A 24,525-nucleotide genomic window follows, 5' to 3' on the forward strand; every position below is an offset into this window, starting at 1 on the left:
GGGGAAGAGAAACTAAGGCGGCGTAATTAACACGGAGATTAATATCCTTATACTGATAAAAAAACAATATACAGTAACCGATAATAGAATTAGCGTTCTGTGAATAACTTGTGGTATTCAATGTTTTAATAATAGTGGTTTTTTGGTTATTTATTTCTTATGGTATGTGAGTGTTTTACAAATTAAGTACGGCTTTTAAATAATTACCTTTAACAAGCTACGCTTAAATCTGAGGGTTATATTTATTTAAGTGTGGGGTGAATATGGGGCTGTGGTTATACCTACAACGGATTACGGTAAAATATTTCTCTCAACTAACTGGGCGAAATATTGCAGTTATCACGGGTTTATACATCGCAATAAGTTGGTTACTACTGTTTCTTGTGGGTGAAAAACAATTAAGTCGTTCTTTCTCCACTTTCTTTTATTACTTAGTCGTAACCGCTTCTACTGTGGGCTACGGCGATCATTCTCCTGAAACCGCACTCGGTAAATGGGTGGCTGCGCTATTTATTATTCCGGGTGGTTTAGGGCTATTTGCGATTGTTGTTGGCCGGATAGCAACCTTGTTCGTGAGTGTTTGGCGACGTGGCATGTTAGGAAAAAGGAGTCTTGAAATGGAGCAGCATATTTTACTGTTGGGGTGGAATGAAAATCGAACGCTTAGCATGTTACGAATGTTACTACATGAAGAAGCAGGGCGTCGGACGATTGTGTTATGTACGCGTTCTGAAATCGAAAACCCTATGCCTGATAAGATAGAATTTGTCCGTGTCACTAGCTATACCAATGCCGAGGAAATGGCGCGTGCCAGTATAGATAAAGCCAGTTGTATTATTGTTGATGCGCTACATGATGACGTAACCTTAACTGCAGCATTATTTGCCGCAGGTCGTAATCCAAGTGCACATTTACTGGCTTATTTTGATGACGAGGGGCTGAGCGATTTATTAAAGCTTCATTGTCCTAATGCGGAATGTATTCCTTCGGTTGCGATTGAAATGATTGCTAAATCAGCGGTTGATCCGGGGTCGAGTGTGCTTCATCAAGAGCTATTAAGTACGGATAAAGGGATGACTCAATATGCGATTGATTACCCTTCAACACAACAACCAGCGACCTTTGCGTTATTGTTTGAGCATTTTAAATATCAGCACGATGCTATCCTTATTGCCTATGACGATGGTAAGGGGATTCAAGTCAATCCACCATTAAACCAATCTATTACTCCTGCTACTCGTCTATTTTATATTGCGGATGAACGTGTTGATGATATGACGTGGCCAGAGCCAGCATCTTGATGACTCATTGTTGTGCAACGACGCATTATGTTGGTGCTGTGGGTGATTACGGTAGAAATTAAAAAGTAAAGGGGTGGCAATTAACTCACTGTTATCTAATAGTAATTTCTTGTTTTTTTAGGTTGGCATACTCACTGCATTAATCTTATTGCACATTCACTATTTCGTTAAGCATTGGCGCTTATCTCTTCTCGGGATAAGCGTTTTTTTTATTTCAGTGGCAGTGCGATATTGTTAAGGGGAAGGGATGATTAGCCAAGGAATTAAATCAGCATGTCCATATTGCGGTGTTGGCTGTGGCGTTGTAACAAAGCAGTCTGAGATTATTGGTGATGTATCTCACCCAACAAATCGTGGTGCACTTTGTGTAAAAGGTTCGTCACTCGTAGCCAGTATGAGCCAACCTAATCGCTTGTTATATCCTCAAATTAAAGGAAAGGTTGTCGAGTGGGATCAGGCAACCAGTCAAATAGCTGAAACCATTAGCCGTGTGATAGCAGAATCCGGTCCTGAAGCCATTGGTATGTACTTATCTGGTCAGTTATTGACGGAAGATTATTATGTTGCCAACAAATTAATGAAAGGCTTTATTGGTAGTAGCCATGTCGATACAAACTCTCGGTTATGTATGGCTTCTGCTGTTGCTGCACATAACCGAGCATTCGGTGAAGATATTGTTGCTACCAATTATAGCGATTTAGACAACACCGACTTAATTGTGCTGGTGGGTTCTAATTTAGCGTGGACTCACCCCATTGTTTTTAAACGTATCCAACAAGCAAAAAAACAAAATCCATTATTAAAAATAGTGGTGATAGATCCACGTAAAACGGTAACAGCAGAGCAGGCGGATTTACATTTAGCGTTGGCCAATGATACTGATATTGATATTTACAATGGATTAATTCGTTACCTTATAGAAAACAACGCTATTGATCGTGATTTTATTGCTCAGGTAACTGAAGGTTTTGATGCATTACAGCAAGAGGTAATGAAAGATAAATATTCATTGCTTGAAGTAAGTAAAAGTAGTGGCATTGCGATTGAGCAACTAGCAACATTTTACCAATGGATGAAGGAAGCGCCGCGTGCTGTAACTGTATTTTGCCAAGGGGTGAATCAAGCAAGTTGTGGCACAGATAAAGCCAATAGTATTATTAATAGTCATTTAGTTAGTGGAAAAATGGCCAAACAAGGTTGTGGTCCTTTTTCTATAACAGGCCAGCCTAATGCGATGGGAGGAAGAGAAGTTGGCGGGCTTGCTAATCAACTCGCCGTTCATCGTGGCTTTGATGATATTTCAATTTCGCAAGTTAAAGCGTTTTGGCAAGCGCCTAATATCGCAACAACGGCAGGGCATAAAGCGGTCGATTTATTTAAAAGCGTAGAAAACGGTGATATCCGCGTGTTGTGGATCATGGCAACTAACCCCGTGATATCAATGCCAGATAACGAGCAAGTACGCCGAGCATTAGAAAAGTGTGAATATGTGATTGTCTCTGATATTACACCTGAATCAGATACAGCAGCGTATGCAGATTGCTTATTACCAGCAGCGGCATGGGGTGAAAAATCAGGCATGGTAACAAACTCAGAGCGTATGATGAGTCGACAGCGGGCATTTACCGCAATGCCAGGTGAGGTTAAAGCCGATTGGCAAATGATTTGTGATGTGGCGAAGCAGTTAGGTTTTAGTAAAGCGTTTGATTATCAATCAGAAGCTGATATTTTTCGTGAACATGCCGCCTTGAGTGGTATTAACAATAGCACTGACTTGTTATTTGATATTTCATGTTTAGCATTGATTAGCGATGATGATTATCAAACGTGGCAGCCGCAGCAATGGCCTCTCAATGCGACCAGTAATGGCGTATTTGAACAACACAATGACCTTCCTTTATTTTCGACTCCAACCAGAAAAGCCCAATTAGTCGTCACGCCTTCAGCAAGTGAAAACCCGTCGTCAAATGTGATGTTAGCACAAGATGCCTCTCAATCGATCTTCTGGCTTAACACTGGTCGACAACGTGATCAATGGCATACCATGACACGAACTGGGCATGTTCCAGTATTGGCACAGTCTGAAGTCGAGCCGAGTCTTTATATTCATCCAACCAGTGCTAAACATGTTGGGTTAGTGGATGGTGACTTTGTTTGTATTGAATCGCTTGAGAGCTATCAAGATTTGAATAAACATCTTGCTCGGGTTGTTTTTGATTCGACACTTAGCCAGCAGCAAGTGTTTATGTCTATGCACTGGGCTGGGAAATACGGTGCAAAATCGGCTATCAATCAAAGTGTGATTGTGGCTTGTGATCCTATATCCGGTCAGCCTAGTTTTAAGTCCGCACAAGTAAAACTAACACCGATCTCGATGGAATTTCATGGCGTGTCATTAGGGGATATTCCGGCACAATTGGACTATGAATATGCCAGTTTCCAAACGTATCAGAATGAACATTATCAGCAGAAAGGGATCTGGCGATATGCAGGTAAGACTTGCTTAGACAAAACGGTGCTATTGCGATCTTTAGCTGGATCGAAACAACAGTATTTATTAGTAGAACAAAAGTGGGGATTTGCCTTAGTGCAGTTAGCCAAGGTAATTAACCTTGATGTTAAATTGAATACTACGGCGATCCATCTTTTTAGTGATCAGCCAATTAATGTTGATATGACGACACTGATTAACTGTGTTAATCAACCCTTTGTGATGACGGATGTGCTAGAAGCCTTAGGTTGTCAGCATAGTAAGCAAACGCTTGTCTGTAGTTGTTTCCAAATTACGGATCTGATGATTGAACAAGCCATTGTTACCAATAACATCACATCATTATCCGATCTTACTAAGCAATTAAAATGCGGTACTAATTGTGGTACTTGCCTACCTCAAGTTGAACGACATTTTTCAGAAAGTCAGCAACTTATTCCAACTGTTCAATTATAAATGAAGGATGAAATCATGGATGATTTTTCAACAATCAAACGAACCGCTAAACAAGTCTTAAAAAGCCGATTCCAGCCTCATGACGATCAGGGGTATAAAAAGGTACTGAGGCCACTTTCATCTGCAAGTCGTAAGCATGATAGCGGGTTTGTAAGTTTAGTGGGAGCTGGCCCGAGCGACCCTGATTTATTAACGATAAAAGCATTGCGCGCACTTGAGCATGCCGATGTTGTCGTTTATGACCGTTTAGTCAGCCAAGATATTATTGCGTTAGCCAACCCTGAAGCTATTCATATTTATGTAGGTAAGCGTTGTGGTAAACCGAGTTTATCGCAAGAGGAAATTAATCAGATATTGATATCAGAAGCACATAAAGGGCAGTACGTGGTGAGAATTAAAGGGGGCGATCCTTTGATCTTTGGGCGAGGGGGAGAGGAAGCGTTAGCCTTGGTGGATGCAAATATTAATTATGAGTTCATTCCAGGTATTACTGCCGCGATTGGTTGCGCAGCTTCTGCTGGTATTCCTCTTACTCATCGTGAAGTTTCGCGTTCCGTTACCTTAGTCACAGGACATGTAGCAACAGGGGCTTTTAATGCGTGGTCGCAACTTGTCGCGAATGGGCAAACCTTAGTGTTTTATATGGGACTAGAGAAGGCACAACAGATACAAAACCAATTGATTGAGGCCAAGTTAAATGAAGAGACGCCTGTTGCCGTGATCTGTCATGGCTGCTCTGTTAATCAAGCTGTCTATATTGAACAACTGAAAGGACTCGCGTCATTAGCAGAGGATCTTAAAGGCGAATCCCCCGCCTTGATCATCATCGGTGATGTGGTAGCACTACGTGAGCAATTACAGCGCACAGCAAGGCAATTAACTGAGCAAGTGTGTTTGCTTTAAGGGGCTGATTTTAATAAATAGGTTTATTTATAGTTTTGTTTTTAGAGTTGGCAGTCTAATTGCAGTGTACGTAATAGGAAAATAACCACTTGTATAGAAAGATGTTGTTATCAAGGAAAGATTATGCCAGTTATCCCTATTATTATTTGCAGCGACAGCCAAGAAGAACAAAGCAAAATAGCGCAGCGTGTTGCCATTGATCTCCGCGTTGTTATCGAGGTTAAGTTTAATCAATTAGCTGGGATGTTATCGCAATATCCTGACGCTACTATTGTGACTTCATGGCTACAGCCTTGTGCTGAATTAAAAGAGATCATTAAACTCACTTCTTTAAATAGTACGCCGCTTATTGTTTTTATTCGTAAATTTAATATTAATACTTTCAATATATTACCAGATCCTGAAGGGTATTTATTACTGCCATCAACGGTTGACTGCGAGTTTGAAACGTGGATTGGGCGAGCAAAACAAGTGCGTGATAAGCAAATAAAACTGACGCAGGAAATTGCAGATTTAGAGCAAAAAATCATGGATAAAAAATGGATCGATAAAGCGAAAGGCTTACTCCAAAAGCACCATGGTCTTAATGAAAATCAAGCTCATGACGCACTACGAAAAGCGGCGATGGATAATGGTTTGCCGATGGTGAAAATAGCGAGAAACTTAATCTCAACATTACAGAAAACCGAACAATATTAGCTTTATTTACTTTGTTATCTGTTACTTATCTGGTGCGACCTGCACCATATTAAGGCAAATATAAATAAAACAAATAATCGAAATATCGTAACTAGCTGTTTTTAATGTTTTTTACGATTTTAAAAAAATTGGCATAAATGATGGATTAATTAATGTGTAAGTTGTGCAAGCGCATCACTTACACAAAATTTTTGGTCGCACTTGAATAACCGACGAGAGCGATAAAAATCCATAGCTACCATGAAGGTACTTGGGATGGCACCGAAGCCACTGTTTCTTAACCGAAGCAGTGGCTTTTATTTTTTAAGTTGGGTAGGAAATATTATGGCTATAAAAGGACTCATGCAGCTCATCAAAAAATCGTACGGCGTCAGTTTATCTGCTTTGCTGTTTGGAGCGCTAACGGTCAATGCATCGCCATTGGTGTTAGGCGAGCCTGAGAAAGAAGAACTAAAACTAGGCTTTATTAAACTTACGGATATGGCACCGCTAGCTATTGCTTATGAGAAGGGCTATTTCGAAGACGAAGGCTTGTATGTCTCACTGGAAGCGCAAGCAAATTGGAAGGTGCTACTGGATCGCGTGATTGATGGTGAGTTAGATGGCGCGCATATGCTGGCTGGTCAACCTCTCGGTGCAACAATCGGTATTGGTACCAAAGCACCGATTATTACGGCATTTAGCATGGATCTAAATGGTAATGCGATCACTGTTTCCAATGAAGTATGGCAACAAATTAAGCCACAATTACCGGTTGATGAGAATGGAAAAGTTATCCATCCGATTAAAGCTGAAGCGTTAAAGCCTGTATTGGAACATTACAAAGATACCGGAAAGCCATTTCAAATGGGTATGGTTTTCCCGGTATCAACCCATAACTACGAATTACGTTATTGGTTAGCAGCCGCTGGGATCAATCCTGGGTTTTATGCCCCTGAAAAAGGCGATAACAGTGGGCAACGTGAGGCTGAAATCTTACTGAATGTCACTCCACCACCGCAAATGCCAGCCACGATGGAAGCAGGAACAATTCAAGGATATAGCGTTGGTGAACCTTGGAACCAACAAGCGGTAGCGAAAAAAATTGGGGTACCGATCATTGCAGATAATGATATTTGGAAGAATAACCCAGAGAAAGTCTTTGGTGTAACGGAATCATGGGCGAAAGAAAACCCTAATACGCATATTCGATTAGTTAAAGCCTTAATTCGTGCGGCAGCGTGGCTTGATCATAATGGCAATGAGAATCGTGCCGAGGCTTCAAAGATACTTGCTCGTAGTGAATATGTAGGGGCTGATGAAAAGGTAATAGCGAATAGCATGACAGGGAGCTTTGAATATGAGGCTGGTGATATTAGACCTGCACCCGATTTCAACGTGTTCTTTCGTTATAACGCGACTTACCCTTACTACAGTGATGCTGTTTGGTCATTAACCCAAATGCGTCGCTGGGGACAAATACCACAAGCAAAACCTGATAGCTGGTATATCGATATCGCCAAACAAGTTTATCGTCCTGATATTTATCGATTAGCAGTTAATGCCCTGATTTCAGATGGCCTTATGAAGCAATCAGATTTTTCAGACGTCGATAATGAAACGGGTTTCCGCCCTCCACATAATCATTTCATTGACAATATTACCTATGACGGACGTAGCCCGAATGCGTATCTCGAGCAATTTTCGATTGGCTTAAAAGGCGATCAGCAGATCTAAGGAGAGATCATGTCAGCAACGATTAGTTTTCTTAAACAATTACCCGAGCAAAAAGTCATGTTAAAACGCTCATCCGAATGGTTACTACCAGTATTAGGCGTCTTGTTTTTTGTTGTGATTTGGCACTTTTCGGCACTACAAGTGAAAACATCACTTGGTTCATTACCGGGACCGGTTCAAACCGCTGAACAATTTGTGTTACTGGTTGAAGATCATCTGCAAGAGAGAGAAAAAGAACAGGCTTTCTATGAGCGTCAGGAAGTACGTAATGCTAAAAAATTAGCCGCTGATCCTGATGCCAATATCAAAGTGCGTGCTTACACGGGTAAAGCGACATTCTTTGATCAAATAGTTACCAGTTTAGTGACCGTTGCTTGTGGCTTTATTTTAGCATCCGTTATTGCGATCCCATTGGGGTTAGTGCTGGGACTCAATCACAAGTTATACATGGCGTTTAACCCTATTATTCAATTATTAAAACCTGTTTCACCATTGGCATGGTTGCCGTTAGTGACCATGGTAGTAAGTGCAAGTTACGTAACGAAAGATCCGTTAGTCGCAAAATCCTTTCTTAATTCAATGCTTACCGTCACCTTATGCAGTTTATGGCCAACCTTAATTAATACGGCCGTTGGCGTAACGAATGTTGATAAAGATTTAGTCAATGTGAGTCGAGTATTGCGTTTATCTTATTGGCAGCATATTAGAACGATTGTTTTGCCCTCTGCCATTCCGATGATTTTTACCGGCTTAAGATTATCAATTGGTATCGCATGGATGGTACTTATTGCCGCAGAAATGCTCGCGCAAAATCCGGGATTAGGCAAGTTTGTATGGGACGAGTTTCAAAATGGCAGTGCAGCATCGTTAAGCCGAATCATGGTTGCGGTGGTGATGATTGGTTTTATTGGCTTAATGCTCGATAGATTAATGCTCATGATCCAAAAGCGTGTTTCATGGGATAAGCAGCAAGTGTTGCGATAAGGCGAAAAAGGAGAAGTAAGATGCAAAAACCATTACTTGAGTTAACTCAATTAGGGATGCGTTACCCTGTCGCAACGGGCGAATTTGTTGCTTTGAAAGACGTTAATCTAACCGTCAATAAAGGAGAGTTTATCTCCTTAATTGGACATTCTGGTTGTGGTAAATCAACCGTGCTTGATTTAATCGCAGGTCTTCAGATGCCAACTGATGGTGGGGTTATTGTCAGTAATAAAGAAGTTGCAGGGCCGGGGCCAGATAGGGCGGTCGTCTTTCAGCATCACGCTTTATTACCGTGGTTAACGGTTTATCAAAATGTTGAGTTAGCGCTTAAACAGGTCGCGATACATCAAAAACAGAAAGTGAGTAAGACTTTGCTTAATCAGCAAGTGATGCACTATTTAGAGTTGGTGCAAATGACCCATGCCAGTGACAAAAAGCCTGATGAAATTTCTGGTGGTATGAAACAGCGGGTAGGGATTGCTCGTGCTTTAGCAATGCAGCCCAATGTTTTACTGATGGATGAGCCATTTGGTGCTTTAGATGCACTGACAAGAGCACATCTGCAAGATGCCTTAATGGCAATTCAAGCTGAGCTTAATAATACCATTATTATGATCACCCACGATGTCGATGAAGCCGTGCTGTTATCTGATCGTATTGTGATGATGTCAAATGGTCCTGCAGCCACAATCGGTCAAGTATTAGCAGTTGATCTACCTCGTCCTAGAAATCGTGTTTCTCTCGCAAATAACGAACGGTATCAATATCTACGTCAGCAAGTTTTACAGTTTTTATATGAGAAGCACTGCAAAGTTAAGCCAATGACTCAGCCAAGAACGCAAGAAGTCGCGTAAGGAGGCAATATGAACAACGGAATGGATAAACAACATCTTATTGTAATTGGTAACGGCATGGTGGGGCATCACTTTATCGATCAATTAGTCGATAAAGGCGGTTTAGCACACTATTGCATTACGGTTATTGGCGAAGAGTCGGTAGCGGCTTACGATCGGGTGCAATTATCAGCGATGTTTGCTGATAAATCTCAACAAGATCTTATGTTGGGTGATGTGTCGTGGTATCAAAACCAAGGTATAGATTTACGGTTAGGGCAACAAGTTGTTGAGATCAATCGCGCGCAGCAAACGGTAAATATTCGTGATGTGGTTACCTCTGAGCTGATTTGCTTAGATTATGACAAATTAGTGTTAGCGACAGGCTCAACACCATTTGTTCCGCCGATTAAAGGCAACGATCGTCAGAATTGCTTTGTTTATCGCACAATTGATGATCTTGCGGCGATAAAGAATGCCTGTTCACAAGCCAAAACTGGCGCTGTTATTGGCGGTGGGTTACTTGGGCTTGAAGCGGCAAATGCCTTACGTTTATTAGGGTTAGAAACCCATGTCGTTGAGTTTGCTCCTCGGCTAATGCCTGTTCAGTTAGATGATTTAGCCGGTGATTTACTGGCAAAGAAAATCACTGAATTAGGTGTTCATATCCACACCGATATGCGTACAGAAAAAATCACTGATGGGGAAACCGCGACTCATCGTTTATGGTTTGAAAATGATACGCCATTAGATGTCGATGTGATTGTTTTTTCAGCAGGGATAAGACCGCAAGACACCCTTGCTCGCCAATGTGAATTAGAAATTGGCGAACGTGGCGGTATTGTGATTGACGATACCTGCTTGACCAGTGATGCGAATATTTACGCGATTGGTGAATGTGCGTTATGGCAAGCTCGAATTTTTGGTCTTGTTGCACCAGGTTATAGCATGGCGCGTACTGTTGCTTCGCAATTAGTTAGCGAGACAGAGGCCAAGTTTGTTGGTGCGGATATGAGCACCAAATTGAAACTACTAGGCGTTGAAGTGGCTTCTATCGGCGATGCACAGATGCGCACTGAAGGGGCCAAGGAAGTTGTATTGCAAGACAGTGCTGGTGGACGTTATAAGAAGCTCGTTGTGAATGCTGACAGCACGAAAATTCTTGGCGCTATTTTAGTGGGTGATAGCAGCGATTATGACGCCTTATTACAATGTTATTTAAATCAAACAGTATTAACCGAGCACCCCGCACAACTGTTATTTGATACCTCAATGTTAGCGCCATCTACTGATGAAAATAGTGTGGTTTGTTCATGTCATAACGTTACTCGAGGCGCATTAATCAGCCAAGTACAGCAGGGTTGTCACGAACTTGGTGAAATTAAACAAGTGACGAAAGCGGGTACAGGGTGTGGCGGCTGCAGCTCCATGGTTAAACAGATTGTTGATGAACAATTAGCAAGCATGGGAATGGAAGTAAACAACCATGTTTGCCAGCACTTTTCTTATACTCGTCAAGAGCTTTTCCATTTATGCCAAGTGGAAAAAATTCAAGATTTTGAAACCTTACTCGCTACTCATGGGAAAGGGTTAGGCTGTGATATTTGTAAGCCAACAGCAGCATCAATCTTTGCTTCATTATGGAATGAGCATGTTCTCGAATCACCTTATCAACCACTGCAAGATTCTAACGATGCCTTTCTTGCAAATATTCAAAAGGATGGCAGCTATTCAGTTGTGCCTCGGGTCCCCGGTGGTGAAATTACCCCCGATAAATTAATCACCCTTGGTGAAGTGGCCAAAAAATACGATTTATATACCAAAATCACAGGTGGACAACGGGTTGATTTATTTGGCGCACAACTATCACAATTGCCTGATATATGGGCTGAGTTGATTGAGGCTGGATTTGAAACGGGTCATGCCTATGGCAAATCATTACGAACCGTTAAATCTTGCGTGGGGTCAACGTGGTGCCGCTATGGGGTTGATGATTCAATGGCACTCTCGATTGAATTAGAAAATCGTTATAAAGGGTTACGCTCACCGCATAAATTGAAATTTGCTGTCTCAGGTTGTACCCGAGAATGTGCAGAAGCACAAAGTAAAGACATTGGTATTATTGCAACAGAGCAGGGCTGGAACCTTTATGTTGGCGGTAATGGTGGTATGCGTCCACGTCATGGTGATCTATTTGCTGTTGACTTAGATAAACCCACCTTGATTGCTTATATCGATAGAATTTTAATGTTTTATGTAAAAACAGCTGATCGTCTACAACGAACATCAGTATGGCTAGAAAATTTAGAAGGTGGGCTCGATTATCTTAAACAAGTGGTTATTGAAGATAAACTTGCTATCAACATCTCATTAGAAAAGCAAATGGAACATGTGATTAATAGTTATCAATGTGAATGGAAAACAACTTTATCATCAGAGCAAAAACTGCATCGTTTTCGTCAGTTTATTAATCTTAAAGATGAAGAAATATCCTTACCATATCAACGTATTAGAGGCCAGCGTATCCCTGTTAAGGAGGAATTATGAGTGATGTGACGGAAATACCTCAATCAATAAAATCAGATCTTCGTTGGGTTAAGATCTGCCATAAAGATGATTTAGTTCCTGACTCAGGTATTGCTGCCTTAGTTAATCAACAACAAATTGCGCTGTATTACTTACCTAAACAAAATAATGCAGTCTATGCCGTTGATAATTGGGATCCTATTGCCAAAGCTTATGTCATGAGTCGCGGTATTGTTGGTGATCAAGATGGTGTGTTATGTGTCGCCTCACCATTATTGAAACAACATTATGATCTGGCGACAGGAAAGTGCTTAGAAGTGCCAGAGCATATCCTTGGTACATGGAAAACCCGTTGGAACAATAACGAGTTATGGCTTTATACAGGCTAGTGAGCCTATCGTTATTGCAGTACGCTTTTGTCTAAATATAAAAATGCCGTTAGTAGGTAAACTATTAACGGCATTTTTGATCTAGAAGTTAACGCACAGTTATTTATTCAATTGTGCTTTTGCTTCTTCAACTTTTGAAAAGTCTAAACCAAGCTCTTCTACTGCTTCTTTGATTAATGCTGGATTCTGCATTACCTGCGCCATCAATTGTTGCAGCTTATCTTGTGGTAAGCCTAACTGACTAATTGTTGTCATTGCTGCAAGAGGGTTTTGCGTCAATGTCTGAAAAATCTCATTAATTTGGGAATCGCTGATATTGTTCTCTTTCAACAGGGCAATAATTGGGTTCATCACATGACCTTTTAGGACTAAATACAATAGACAATTAGTTTAACACTAGCTTTTCGTTGTGAGTACTGAGAAATGATGCTTACTTGGAGGGGAAGAAGTATTGTTAATTACCCATAAAGAATAAGTGATTAAATTTGTTACTTATATATCTATGGGTTATAACTTTTACATAACCTTTACATACGAATTATCAAATAGTTATATGATAGCGTAAAATTGCTCTGATGCTTATAAATAGGATTAATGATGTTTGTACCGAAAATCGCTATTCGACACTGTATTTTATTATTTGTTTGTTTATTAACAGTAGGAGGGTGTGCAAACTCAGGTAATACGACATCAACAAAACCTGTTTTGAGCTATAAGCACCATAGTGAATACGGTAAAGCATCGTATTACGCAAATAAATATCAAGGGCGCAAGACAGCAAGCGGGCAGCACTTTGATCAAAATAAACCAACAGCAGCACATAGAACATTACCTTTTGGTACCAAAGTTAAAGTAACTAATTTAGCAAATAGTAAAAGTGTTGTTGTGACAGTAAATGATCGCGGCCCATTCACAAAAGGGCGAGTAATAGATTTATCCCGTTCAGCTTTTAGTGCGATCGGAAATACAGCGTCAGGTGTACTTAAGGTAAAAGTTGAGACATTAAATTAACCTGTATTAGTTTATCGCCATGACGATGATTGAAAGGATATTAGATGATTTTAGAAACACTTCACCAGTCGGTACAAACCGTCTTTGCTAATAAAATACGGTTAGTAAAGGCATTACTCATTCCATTTATAGTGACGTATTTATTACGTTCATTAAAAGTATCAATGGCAGGTATTGAGGTATATGAGGAAGCGATTATATTTGTCCTAAATATAGCAATTTTCCTAGTTTCTTCCATTATCTGTCTACGAACTCAGCAAATACTAGACAGCCATGGTACAGACGATACCCGCTTTTCTAATTGGAGAGGTATCAGTTTTGATGTCCAGCAGCGTCACTATACGGCTTATTTATTCCTACTATTTGGATTGTTATATGCTATCTGGGCTGTTTTTAAAGTAGATTATGATTGGGTAAATAACGGCGTACTGTATTGTATATTGTTACTATTAGGCTGTGCAGGTTGGGTGATTTTTTCTCGTCTATCTTTTGTTTTACCTGCTATTGCTGCGGGGAAAAAAGCGTCTTTTAAAGATGCACTAGAGCTGACTAAGCATAAAAGGTTATATGCCTTTGTGATTGCCGGACTGCTACCTGTAGCATTTTATATGTTGTTTATCGGTCTACCCATTTTCTTATTATTTGCTAACCCTAACTTTGCGATGAGCCTAAAATTTATTAATGTGTTTATCTGGGGAGTTATTGTTATTGCAATTCCATTTATTATTGCGGCAGTTGAAGCTACGGCTTATCGTGCTTTAATGGATAATTCAGAAGCAACCGAAATTTCTAGCGTAGAATAAATGCAAATCTTAGAGATATAAAAAGAGCGCTGATGCGCTCTTTTTTGTTTTTGTAATCGATTAGAGGTCGTCGTCGAAATCGCCAAAGCCACTGTCGTCGCCAAAGCCACTGTCGCCACCACCAAAACCATTGTTAGCGAATGTATCATCGTCACCAAAGCCGCTGTCATCACCGCCAAAACCTGAATCGCCAAAACCTTGGTTATCATCAAAGCCTGAGTTACCAAATCCACCAGTGTAATCAGAGCTAAAGTTATTAGCTGTGTCGTCTAAGAAGCTGCTACCGCCTTGGTCGTCAAACGCTGGGTTTGCAACATCCGCCTCTGGTACAGCCTGATCTGCAGATGCTGTATCAGGTGCCGCATCTTGGGTTGTATCAGTTGCATCGGCTGCTGGCGCTGGATCGGCTGCTGCTGTATCTGCTGGCTGATCGTGATCAAATAGCATGTTACTAATTACGCTACCTGCAACCATACCTGCAGCAACACCTGCCGCTGTTTGCATAAACCCACCAAATGCACTTGGTTGGCGAGCAGGTGGTTGTGGTGGCTGAGGAGCAGGACGAGAGCCACCAAACATACGACTTAACGAGCCACGGTTTGATTCTTCTTTATAGTACTCAGCATTTTTTTCTAAATAGTCGTTCTTTTCTTTTAGCTGCTTTAATGCCATTTCTTGTACTAGAACAGCTTGAGTAAGTTTGTAAATAGCATCAGGCTGAGATGCTATTTCATCGGCAATGAATTTTTCAGCATCTGCATCTTTTTTGCTTTCTGGGCTTTGTTTGAGCTTAGTAGCAACACTTTGAATAAGATCTTTTTCTTGTGGAGTCATGGTTTTTACCTTCTCAATACCCTATGTGCAGGGATAGCTTAGTTGCATAGCTGACTCTGAAATAAAAAGAATCAACCTTGCTTTATAGGTTAGTTCGTTACTGCATTATTCACATTATTAACTTGAACAGTAGCTGAACATACTAGTACAAGTCTTAAATCTAAATAAAATGCCCAGATAATGTATTACGAAAGTTGTAACACATCTACTCTTCGCCACAAAAATAGGGACGATTATTGTTACTATCTGTAAATGAGGGCTGCAATGTGAAATATCAATACAGTTATAGTTTAGAACAGCATAAAATCAAAACTATGCTGTTGGTATGATGTGTATGTCTGTTGTTAGCGTAAGATATTATTATCGTGTCGCCAGTCCATAATTGTCCATTCATTCATTTGTGCGTGAAGCGCAAGAGAAGGATCCGGGTTAACAGCAAAAGGCTTTTGAACGAATTTAAGTAAAGGCAAGTCGTTGATGGAGTCACTATAGCCGTAATAGTGACGATAATATTGTGATTGTTCTGCTAGCCATGATTCAAGACGTGTAATTTTACCTTCGCGATAGCTGAGAACACCACATGTTTTCCCTGTATATACACCGTTAATCGTTTCTAAATTAATAGCGATGCAATGAGAGATGCCGAGTTTCTCCGCAATTGGTTTTACGAGATGTTCAGATGAAGCAGAGACAATTATGATTTCATCTCCGCGCTTTTTATGCCATTCAATTCGCTTAATGGCATCAGAATAAACGGCAGGTGAAATGTATTCTTCAATAAAACGTGTAACGAGAGCAGATATTTCTTGTTCTGTTTTTCCTACTAAAGGAGCCAATGTTTTATCCATATAGCTCTCCATATCAAGCTTACCTTTTTGGTAAGCTTGCATCATTTCAGCTTCTTGTTGCTCTAACGATGATGAAGCAAGTTGGTTGTTAACGAGAAATGTTGTCCAAAGGCTAGCTGAATCTGCTGCGATAAGTGTTTCATCAAGATCAAAAATGGCCAAACAAGGGCGAATGTTGCGCTCAAGATTAAGTGACAAATCTCATTCCTTACTAGTTAGTTATCACGATAAATTGCTGACTGAGGGTAGGGAGCTAGCGTGACATTTTTGTGTCGTAATCATGTAATTTTTACTAATTCATGATCACGACAGCTAAATGTAAACGGAAAGTATTGAGAGAGCAGATAAGATTAAGCGATGCTTTCTTGAATGAGCTGTTCATTTAGGTATTTACAACTGTGATGTTTGGTTGTTTGATCATCAAACTCTTTCTTGATGTTAAAAGGCGTTCCTTTTGCAAAGTGCCAAAAGTACTTTTCGAGCTCTTTATTAAACTGGCTCTCAGTACAACCGGTGACAGGTGAAAAAAAAGTAAAGGTTGTTATGTCGTCTTGGCCTGAATTAACAAAACTTCGCTCAAAGCCATTATACCCAAATGCTTTAACATTAGGGGTGGGTAAACCACCGGGTACTAAGTGCGCTGGAACTGTGATTGTTACGCTAGTCATGCTCATCATGTCATCTCCATTGCGTCTTGATGATAATTATACTCTACAGAAAAAGATTGTATTTCACTATAAAAATTACATTACTCAATTATTCCCATAACGTATTGATATATAAAGTGATGATGGGACAGTACTTTTTTTGTGATTAATATATCTATTTTTAATAAAGGAACAGTAATTACGGTTAAATTGTTTAAGTTAGATCTAGATAATTACACTAAATAAAGGGATTTATGAAATATTCAACACTTTCTTCTTCACTAATGCTGCTACTCGCATCTACATCATTTAGCGCTCATGCAAATGAAAATAAAGAATCTCAAACCACCATTTTCTATGGTGGTCCGGTTATCACTATGGAAAAGTCGCAACCAAGAGCAGAAGCGGTTGTGACGAGTAAGTATGGCAAAATTGTTTATGTTGGATCTGAACAAGAAGCATTGAAACAGTATCCAAACTCTAAAAAAGTAGATTTGGACGATAAAGTGTTAATGCCCGGATTTATTGAACAACACTTACATCCTTTCTTAGCGGCGTTAACATTAAATATGCCAGTTATTGCGCCAGAAGAATGGCAGCTGCCTTCAAAAACATGGCCAGCAGTAACAAACCATGATGATTATATTGCAGCTTTAACATTACAAGAAAAAGCGTTAAAAGATCCGAATGAAGTGCTATGGACATGGGGATTTAACAATTTCTTCCATGGTGAAATATCTCGTCAAGAGTTAGATAAAATTTCTAAAACACGTCCAATTGGTGTGTGGCATCGTTCAGCACATGAGTTTTATGTTAATTCTGCATTTATCGAGAAATTTGGTCTTAATCAAACGGATATTGATAAGCTAGGTAAAGAAGTGGCTGATCAGGCGAATCTAGATGAAGGTCACTTCTTAGAAGGTGGGGCACTCATTTATTTATTGCCACGAATTGCATCTGAATTAGGTAATAAAGAGCGCTTTTCTGCCGGTTTAAAGCAAATGGTGACGATGCTGCATCAAAAAGGGGTTACCGCTTACAACGAGCCTGGTGCATTTATCCCTGATTATATGATCGATACATATCTTGAGATCCTAGGTGGTGAATCTACACCTATGTATTCATTCTTTACGCCAGAAAGTAAAACGCCATATTTTGCAAAGGGTAAAGAAGGTGTATTGAAAGAGGTTGAACGCATAACGACAATATTACCTGAAGATGGCAAAGTTCGTTTCTTTGATAAACAAGTTAAGTTGTTGTTTGATGGTGCGATTATCTCTCAGTTGATGAAGATGAAAGATGGCTATACCGATGGACATCATGGGGAATGGATTCAAACACCTGAAGATGTTGAAGCGATCACTAAAATCTTCTGGGAAAATGATTATCAAATCTTGGTGCATGTAAATGGCGATCTTGGCGTTGAGAAGCTAATTAAGATTTTAGAAAAGCGCCAGGCTGAATACCCACGTGAAGATCATCGTTTTACCATTATCCACTTTGCAAACTCTACAGATGAGCAAGTCGAGAAGCTAAAATCACTCGGGGCTATTATTAGTGTAAACCCTTATTATGTTACTGGTTTTAGCGAAAAGTTCGGAGAGGTTGGTTTAGGCGAAGAGCGTGCTCACTCAATGGTTCGCTTGGCAACGATAGAAAAACAAGAGATTCCGGTATCGCTTCACTCTGATGCACCAATGGCTCCTTCTGATCCACTGTTATTAGCTTGGAGTGCTGCAACACGTATAAGTAATGAAGGTAATGTTATTCGTCCAGACTTAGCACTATCTCGAGATGCTGCTTTGCGTGGTATAACAATTGAAGCGGCTTATTCTTGGGGTCAAGAAGAGACACTAGGCAGTATTAGAACAGGAAAAATAGCTAACTTTACTATTTTAGAGCAAGACCCGTATAAAGTAGAAATTAAGACTCTTAAAGATATCCCAATTTACGGTACGGTATTTGAAGGTAAACTGTTTCCAATTGATAAATAGTCGATTATAAACATGCAAAAAACGCCTATTAAAAGTGGTTCACTGGTAATAGGCGTTTTTGTTTATTGATTAAACTAGTCTTTAACCCACTGGTCATTGACTTTTTTCAACGAAACTTGTTCGGAGATCGTATCAACAACTTGGCCTGCTTTGAAATCGCCGTATTTCGCGCCGTAAGCAACAACCATCACTTCTGAAGATAGATTTTTCTTAAGGCTAGTTAATGCCGAACCTAAATCGTTTTTGGTTTGATCTGTGGCATTATTTTCTTTTGCTGGTTGCTCTGCAACTTTACGCATTGATTCTTTAAATTGCTCAAGACTCTTTGTTGCAACAAGGTCGTAAGTTACTTTTGCTTTGTAATCAGTTTTTGTATCAAGTAATACTTTATCAATCTTTAGGTTTTTAACTTCAAACGGAGTCGTGTCAGCTGTTATACCAAGATTTGGTTGCTCGTATTGGCTTGATTGTACAACATTACTGATTGTTGATTCGTCAACTTTTTCACTGCATCCGGTTAGTAATATTGATGATGCAATCGCTGCCGCTAAAACAAACTTTTTCATTGATAACGCTCTTTAAACGATAAAATATACTTTATTTTATACCCTTTGAATGAGTAAGGAGCAAGTCTGTACTAGCAAATCTTTCCTAATGCTAACAATTGTATGCGAAATTGATGGGTGTTTTTTTACATTGCAATATACATAAAAATATTTTTAATAAAGAATAAGATAGAAGTGATGTAAGAATGCAACATATGTACAAATAGAAGTAAGTCTAGCTTTTGTTGATTAAGAGAAAGGACATTGACATTGCCTTACTCCATTACATAATTCTCTAAATCGAGAGTCTTATTGTTGATTAATTCGTTACACTGAAATTAAAACAGGCCAAGGAAGAGATAAAAATTATAGATGTAGGAAAATAGCATGGGAACCGTGGTGGTAGTGATACCTAATTTTATTTTGGTTAATCATAGCTTGTGTTGTTTAAAGCTATTGATAAATACTGCAGCTCAGATGGATGAAAAAGATGAAATTTAAGCTATTTGTACTATCAGTCAGTACTATGGGGTTGTTTTTTATATCAGCAGCTCATGCCGATCCGATAGAAAAGGCTTTAGACGTAATTAGTATTCCTAAGGCAATGCAAATTCTTGAAAAAGATGGCTATTATGATTTTCGAAAAATTAAGGTAGTTCGAGAATATAATGAGATAGAAGTCGATGCATTAAATAAAGACGGCCATCGTGTTGAGATAGAAATGGATCTCTATACCGGTAATATCATGCAAGCGCAGCTGGATTAGGCATTATAATAAAAACGGCGATGATTGATCATCGCCTGATATTAAATGACGACTTCTTTAGTCGTGATCATCATAATAAAAACGTCCCTCTAGCGAGTAAGGGTCATTTTGATCATATAAATTATGGTGTCCCCGCATTTTCTTTAATTGCTTCTCTAGGGCTCTGGCCTGATCAAAATGACCTTCTTGATAGGCAATAGATATTTTTTGTTCGATATCTTCAATTCTATCTTGGTTATTCATGTTCAGTCCTCCATCTATATCATTATCATATGCCGCGCTGAATAATTGCCAATTGTGATTGACCTTATAATTTTATACTAAAAATATATAACAATGGCTTAACAACCGGGTTTTTTGCAGTAATAAAATGAATCAAAGAGGTATAATGTTCATAAAAACAGTCATTTTATATCAATAAACGAGCTATTATTCTGTTTGGTTAAATAAAGTGGTCGATTGTAAAATTTATGTGATATGTTTGATTTGTTGATAGTTTTATAAAGATAAAAACAAGCAGATTGTGAATAATCTGAGGCTATGAATAAAAAAGAGTCTGTGGATGTTCTCCAAAAATAGTATTGAATAAAGTTTGGCCGCTGATTATCAATACTGGTTGGTTGTTCTTTAGCTATATGAGTGCAAGTTTATAATGTATTAAGCCCGATGCATATCGGGCTTGTTTTTATATTACTAGCATGATGATATTATTTTGGCTACTGTGTACATTGCACACGATTCCTTCCAGCCTCTTTCGCTTTATATAATGCGTTATCAGCTTGTTTTAAAACATCTTCTGGTTCTTGTTCTAAATAGTTTTCTGCAACGCCAATACTGACTGTTACTTTGACTGATTTTGATGTTTTCTCTTGTCCACGAGCTTTAGATCCTGACCGATTGCTAGTAGGACGCTTGTCATGATCACGAATAATCATTTTATATTTTTCAATTTTTTCTCTTAATTCTTCAAGAAATGGCAAACATTCATCGATACTTTTTCCTTTGAATAAAATCGTGAACTCTTCCCCACCATAACGGTAGGCATTGCCACCACCATCAATGTCTTTCATAAGAGTAGCAACTAACTTGAGTACGTCGTCACCAGTATCATGGCCATATTTGTCATTAAATTTCTTAAAATGGTCAACATCGATCATCGCTAAGGTATAGGTTCTTCCTAAATGCTTAAGCTCATTATCTAACGCACGACGCCCCGGGATTTCTGTCAGCTGGTCAATGAAGGCTAATTCATGGCTACAACTGATGATGTTAATAAGTAGTAATATCGCGACAATACTGAAGGCAACACTAGAGATGAAAGAGTATTGGAAAAAGGTAAACGTAACAAAACTAAACAGCAAACAGATGAAGACGGCTTGATCTGAACTATGGTTTCGTTTCAAAAGTGTTGATGCGCTACTACATACCAAGGCGAGATTTAATAACAATATAACCAATGGTAATAGCGACAAGTTTCGATAAGTAAAAAGGTATGTATCCCACCAAGATGTAAGATCTGTAGCGTTAAAGTGTTTATATACTAAAGCAGCCCATCCTACTTGTAAGAGTAAAAATACAGAAAATAGTGCGCCAAATCGAGAAAATAAGCGCTTATCAGGCATGATATGTACTTGCAGAAGATTAAAGGGGAGTAAACCTGCAAGTAAGCTAAAAATGAGTTTAACGTTATCGTTTGTTAAAGGCGTTTGCAGGTAATGAATGATGATTAGATATGCAACTAACATAATTAGTGCAACATAACCGGTTCTGCCTTGATTAAATGGTTGGCTCAGAAAAATAACTATCGTAAATAGAATGTAGGGAATATTGACAAGAAGATCTTGATAGTTAGCCAAAGATACTGCGGAAAAAGGTAATGCTATTAACATTAAGATTGCTATCGTTAACGGGATTATTAACCGCATGCCTGCTGAACGAAAGTGTGAAAAAAGGAGCATTAATCTCAACCTTAAATAAATACGTTTGTTTATGAGCGAATACGAGCCTAATAATTATTCGTATTTATTCTCTTCCATGAATATGTTAGCCATAGCGACTATTTTAGCTATATCGGCTAACACATCAATAACTTAAATTATCTATTTACTTTTTTAGGTAGGGAAAAAGTTGTTTAATTTGCTCTGGCGTTAAATTTTCAACACAGTCAATATTTCGTTCAGGGATCGCCTCAGGATCAGGGTAGTGCTTGAGTACCTTCTCCATACTTTCTTCACGGATCAAATGAAAAATAGGATACGGTGAGCGGTTTGTTAGGTTTTCAGCATCTTCAGGTTCTGTACCATAAAAGCAGTAATCTGGATGAAAACTAGCGATTTGATATATCCCACTTTTACCTAGTTGGACGACAAGTCCTTCGACTAAATCAAGAAATTGATTGTAGTCATCGAAATCTTCAAGTAAATAAGGTGCGACAACAAGTGTCGTTTCTAACTCTTGTGGTGGTGTTTCATCGAGTTCTTTAAGTTGTAAATAAATGGACTCAAGCAGATCGTTTTCAGACTTGTCACTGCATACATGAATTTTAATTTGCTTGTTGCGTTGAGGTTTAGCAGCAAAAGGACAAAGGTTTAAACCAATCACAACATCATTAAGCCATTGCTGAACACTTTGCTCAATATCATTAAGCGCTTGAACATTTTCGGCGATTGTTGACTTCATAGACTGACTTTCCAATAATTTTAGTTATAAAAAAGGCCAGCAAAGGCTGACCTTTTAAAGTGATAAAAGAAGATTTACGCTTTAACTTCTTCTTTATTCTCTTCAGCGATTGCTGACTCAGTATTCTCTGGCTTTTCGGGCGCAGGGAATTGTTTTACTGGTTTAGCAATAAGTTGACGAGTTGCGCTACGTATCTCAGCAAGTGTAACTTCAAAGCTATCGCCCAATTGATATTCTTTCACGCCATCAATGGTAATAATACCAAGTTCACCGCTACAGCTAATACGTTCTTTATTATCTAGAATTAATGAACTAGGAATAAATGCGGCAGCGCCATTTTCTAATAGGCGTACACGCATTCCAGCGCGATTAATATCGAATACTTCAGCATTAAAGACGGTAGCATTTTTAACGGCGTCTTTTAGCAGACGAACATATAGCCAATCTGAAACATCACGCTCTGCCATGCGGTGGCGACGACGATGTAAGGCAATTTCATCACCAACATTATCATCAGGGGTTTGGCTTGGCTCATTACCTGTGATTAGCGCTTTTAATAGGCGGTGGTTAATCATATCGCCATACTTACGGATAGGTGATGTCCAAGTTGCGTAGACATCTAAGCCCATTGCGTAGTGAGGAGCTGGCGTATTTGCCACTTCACTGTATGCTTGGAATTTACGTAAGCGATTATCTAAATAAGTGCTATCAAGTGTATTTAACCAACGACGTAAAGCGCTAAACCCATTTAATTCAAGTAATTGCTCTTTTTCAAAAGGTGCTTCAGCATTGGTTAAAAACTCCATTGCTGCATCTAACTTTTCAGGGTTAAAACCGCTATGAACGTTAAATACACCAGTGCCGAATTTTTCTTGTAGCGCACGACCTGCACAAATATTAGCTGTGATCATTGCCTCTTCAATCATACGATTTGCTGTACGACGCGCATCAGTATGAATAGCAACAACATCGTTATCTTCACTTAATTCAAAGCGGTAATCTGGACGGTCTGGGAATACAACAGCGTTCTCTTTACGCCATTTAGTACGTGCGTCAGCAAATGCTTGTAATGCACGAACTTGTTGTTCGATCTCAGCGTTTGGTGTCCAATTTTCACAATTACCATTTTCTAGGTAATCAGAAACGTTATCGTAAGATAGACGGCTTTGCGATTTTATCCATGCTGCGAAGAAAGTAATATTATCTTGGATAACACCATCTTTATCGACAGTTACTCGGCAACAGAGAGTGGGACGCTGCTCATTTTCAATTAATGAACAAAGCTCATCACTTAATTCACGAGGAAGCATTGGGATATTGCGACCCGGTAAATAAATAGTAAAACCACGCTCACGTGCTTCATCATCCATCTTATCGCCAACAGCGATGTAAGAGGTTGGATCTGCGATCGCAATAGTAATATCAAAGCTACCATCAGCATTTGCAACTGTGTAGATGGCATCATCCATATCTTTAGTTGATTCACCATCAATAGTAATGAAAGGTAAATCAGTGAGATCTTGGCGTTCAAGTGCTTCATCTAGCATAGTCCAGCTTTCTTGTGGTGCTGGTTCTGCATTGGGTAGTTCATGGCGTGCTAATGTAACCCACCATGGTGCAATTTTGTCATTACTGTCTGTGATTTTCTCTTTAATATCACAGAAGAATGTTTTGTTTTTGTCTGTAAGAGGGTGGCGGGTTAGCGTTGCTACAACCCAATCGCCTTCTTTAAGCGTTTCAGGGTTCAAACCTTTAACTGCTTTGGCTTTAATGGCATCTTTAAGCTGAGGATGATCAGGCACAACGTGCAAGCGATCACGAATTAGCTTCACTCGACCAATAAAGCGTGTCATTGATTGTTCAATTAACTCTTGTGGTTCAGCTACTTCACGTTCCTTTTCTGTTCGAATAACAGCCATAACACGATCACCGTGCATAACGTTTTTCATATACAGAGGCGGAATAAAAAAGCTTTCTTTGTTATCGGTTTCTAGAAAGCCAAAGCCACGGTCAGTTGCTTTGATATAACCTTCCTTTTTAGGAAGTGTTTCTTGAATTTGCTTTTTAAGCTGTGCTAACAGCGGATTATCTTGAAACATT

The 24,525-nt window shown here is 39.3% G+C and carries 22 protein-coding genes; 13 read left to right on the plus strand and 9 right to left on the minus strand.

Annotation, left to right across the window (positions count from 1 at the left end; translation table 11 throughout):
* Nucleotides 1–263: 263 nt before the first annotated feature.
* The 9 genes from C9J46_RS16385 to nirD all read left to right on the plus strand — a co-directional run bounded on the left by C9J46_RS16385 (nt 264) and on the right by nirD (nt 12,298).
* Nucleotides 264–1,301: a potassium channel family protein gene (locus C9J46_RS16385; protein WP_107287808.1), complete on the plus strand. Its 1,038-nt coding sequence runs from the start codon at nt 264–266 to the stop codon at nt 1,299–1,301.
* Between the two features lie 247 nt (nt 1,302–1,548).
* Complete coding sequence (locus tag C9J46_RS16390; protein WP_107291235.1) at nt 1,549–4,248, plus strand: nitrate reductase; 2,700 nt, start codon at nt 1,549–1,551, stop codon at nt 4,246–4,248.
* A 15-nt stretch (nt 4,249–4,263) separates the two neighbouring features.
* A complete protein-coding gene (gene cobA, locus C9J46_RS16395; RefSeq protein WP_107291236.1) occupies nt 4,264–5,151 on the plus strand; it encodes a uroporphyrinogen-III C-methyltransferase in 888 nt (295 codons plus the stop codon).
* Nucleotides 5,152–5,274: 123 nt separating this feature from the next.
* Nucleotides 5,275–5,850, plus strand: coding sequence for an ANTAR domain-containing response regulator (locus tag C9J46_RS16400; RefSeq protein ID WP_107247251.1), 576 nt, complete (start codon nt 5,275–5,277; stop codon nt 5,848–5,850).
* Between the two features lie 255 nt (nt 5,851–6,105).
* Nucleotides 6,106–7,566, plus strand: coding sequence for a CmpA/NrtA family ABC transporter substrate-binding protein (locus C9J46_RS16405; RefSeq protein WP_006644067.1), 1,461 nt, complete (start codon nt 6,106–6,108; stop codon nt 7,564–7,566).
* A 57-nt stretch (nt 7,567–7,623) separates the two neighbouring features.
* On the plus strand, nt 7,624–8,550 hold the full coding sequence (locus C9J46_RS16410; RefSeq protein ID WP_107291249.1) for an ABC transporter permease: 927 nt from the start codon (nt 7,624–7,626) through the stop codon (nt 8,548–8,550).
* Between the two features lie 20 nt (nt 8,551–8,570).
* A complete protein-coding gene (locus C9J46_RS16415; RefSeq protein ID WP_005364475.1) occupies nt 8,571–9,404 on the plus strand; it encodes an ABC transporter ATP-binding protein in 834 nt (277 codons plus the stop codon).
* A 9-nt stretch (nt 9,405–9,413) separates the two neighbouring features.
* The gene (gene nirB, locus C9J46_RS16420; protein ID WP_107291237.1) at nt 9,414–11,930 is read left to right on the plus strand and encodes a nitrite reductase large subunit NirB; all 2,517 of its coding nucleotides are present in this window, start codon (nt 9,414–9,416) and stop codon (nt 11,928–11,930) included.
* Nucleotides 11,927–12,298: a nitrite reductase small subunit NirD gene (gene nirD / locus C9J46_RS16425; RefSeq protein ID WP_107206842.1), complete on the plus strand. Its 372-nt coding sequence runs from the start codon at nt 11,927–11,929 to the stop codon at nt 12,296–12,298. The genes nirB and nirD overlap by 4 nt, the downstream gene beginning before the upstream one ends.
* A 99-nt stretch (nt 12,299–12,397) precedes the next feature.
* Here nirD and C9J46_RS16430 read toward each other — a convergent pair whose 3' ends face one another.
* Nucleotides 12,398–12,649 (minus strand): DUF2999 family protein, encoded by a 252-nt coding sequence (locus C9J46_RS16430; RefSeq protein WP_005364493.1) that lies wholly within the window; start codon nt 12,647–12,649, stop codon nt 12,398–12,400.
* Between the two features lie 246 nt (nt 12,650–12,895).
* On the opposite strand from C9J46_RS16430, the gene C9J46_RS16435 reads away from it, so the two are divergent.
* Nucleotides 12,896–13,309, plus strand: coding sequence for a septal ring lytic transglycosylase RlpA family protein (locus C9J46_RS16435; RefSeq protein WP_107206843.1), 414 nt, complete (start codon nt 12,896–12,898; stop codon nt 13,307–13,309).
* A 44-nt stretch (nt 13,310–13,353) separates the two neighbouring features.
* On the plus strand, nt 13,354–14,112 hold the full coding sequence (locus tag C9J46_RS16440; RefSeq protein WP_107291238.1) for a hypothetical protein: 759 nt from the start codon (nt 13,354–13,356) through the stop codon (nt 14,110–14,112).
* Between the two features lie 60 nt (nt 14,113–14,172).
* Here C9J46_RS16440 and C9J46_RS16445 read toward each other — a convergent pair whose 3' ends face one another.
* The 3 genes from C9J46_RS16445 to C9J46_RS16455 form a co-directional block, all read right to left on the minus strand.
* A complete protein-coding gene (locus C9J46_RS16445; RefSeq protein ID WP_107206845.1) occupies nt 14,173–14,946 on the minus strand; it encodes a DUF2076 family protein in 774 nt (257 codons plus the stop codon).
* Between the two features lie 344 nt (nt 14,947–15,290).
* Nucleotides 15,291–15,992: an HAD family phosphatase gene (locus tag C9J46_RS16450; RefSeq protein WP_107291239.1), complete on the minus strand. Its 702-nt coding sequence runs from the start codon at nt 15,990–15,992 to the stop codon at nt 15,291–15,293.
* A gap of 152 nt (nt 15,993–16,144) precedes the next feature.
* Nucleotides 16,145–16,471, minus strand: a complete 327-nt coding sequence (locus C9J46_RS16455) for a hypothetical protein (RefSeq protein WP_233217629.1) — start codon at nt 16,469–16,471, stop codon at nt 16,145–16,147.
* A gap of 224 nt (nt 16,472–16,695) precedes the next feature.
* Between C9J46_RS16455 and C9J46_RS16460 the strand changes: the two genes are divergently transcribed.
* A complete protein-coding gene (locus tag C9J46_RS16460; RefSeq protein WP_107206847.1) occupies nt 16,696–18,435 on the plus strand; it encodes an amidohydrolase in 1,740 nt (579 codons plus the stop codon).
* A gap of 74 nt (nt 18,436–18,509) precedes the next feature.
* Here the strand turns inward: C9J46_RS16460 and C9J46_RS16465 are convergent, their stop codons facing one another.
* Nucleotides 18,510–19,001, minus strand: coding sequence for a hypothetical protein (locus tag C9J46_RS16465; protein WP_107206848.1), 492 nt, complete (start codon nt 18,999–19,001; stop codon nt 18,510–18,512).
* A gap of 469 nt (nt 19,002–19,470) precedes the next feature.
* Here C9J46_RS16465 and C9J46_RS16470 point away from each other — a divergent pair, with 469 nt between their 5' ends.
* The gene (locus tag C9J46_RS16470) at nt 19,471–19,746 is read left to right on the plus strand and encodes a PepSY domain-containing protein (RefSeq protein WP_107206849.1); all 276 of its coding nucleotides are present in this window, start codon (nt 19,471–19,473) and stop codon (nt 19,744–19,746) included.
* 57 nt (nt 19,747–19,803) lie between these two features.
* On the opposite strand, the gene C9J46_RS16475 is transcribed toward C9J46_RS16470, so the two are convergent.
* From C9J46_RS16475 to C9J46_RS16490, 4 genes are all read right to left on the minus strand, one after another.
* Nucleotides 19,804–19,989: a hypothetical protein gene (locus C9J46_RS16475; RefSeq protein WP_045147560.1), complete on the minus strand. Its 186-nt coding sequence runs from the start codon at nt 19,987–19,989 to the stop codon at nt 19,804–19,806.
* Nucleotides 19,990–20,462: 473 nt separating this feature from the next.
* Nucleotides 20,463–21,704 (minus strand): GGDEF domain-containing protein, encoded by a 1,242-nt coding sequence (locus tag C9J46_RS16480; RefSeq protein ID WP_107206850.1) that lies wholly within the window; start codon nt 21,702–21,704, stop codon nt 20,463–20,465.
* A 145-nt stretch (nt 21,705–21,849) separates the two neighbouring features.
* Nucleotides 21,850–22,425 carry a DUF1415 domain-containing protein gene (locus C9J46_RS16485; RefSeq protein ID WP_107291240.1) on the minus strand — a complete coding sequence of 192 codons (576 nt, stop codon included), beginning with the start codon at nt 22,423–22,425 and terminating at the stop codon, nt 21,850–21,852.
* Between the two features lie 74 nt (nt 22,426–22,499).
* A complete protein-coding gene (locus tag C9J46_RS16490; RefSeq protein WP_107291241.1) occupies nt 22,500–24,524 on the minus strand; it encodes an exoribonuclease II in 2,025 nt (674 codons plus the stop codon).
* Nucleotide 24,525 lies beyond the last annotated feature (1 nt).

It is taken from the genome of Photobacterium sp. GB-36 (assembly GCF_003026135.1).
Classification (GTDB): domain Bacteria; phylum Pseudomonadota; class Gammaproteobacteria; order Enterobacterales; family Vibrionaceae; genus Photobacterium.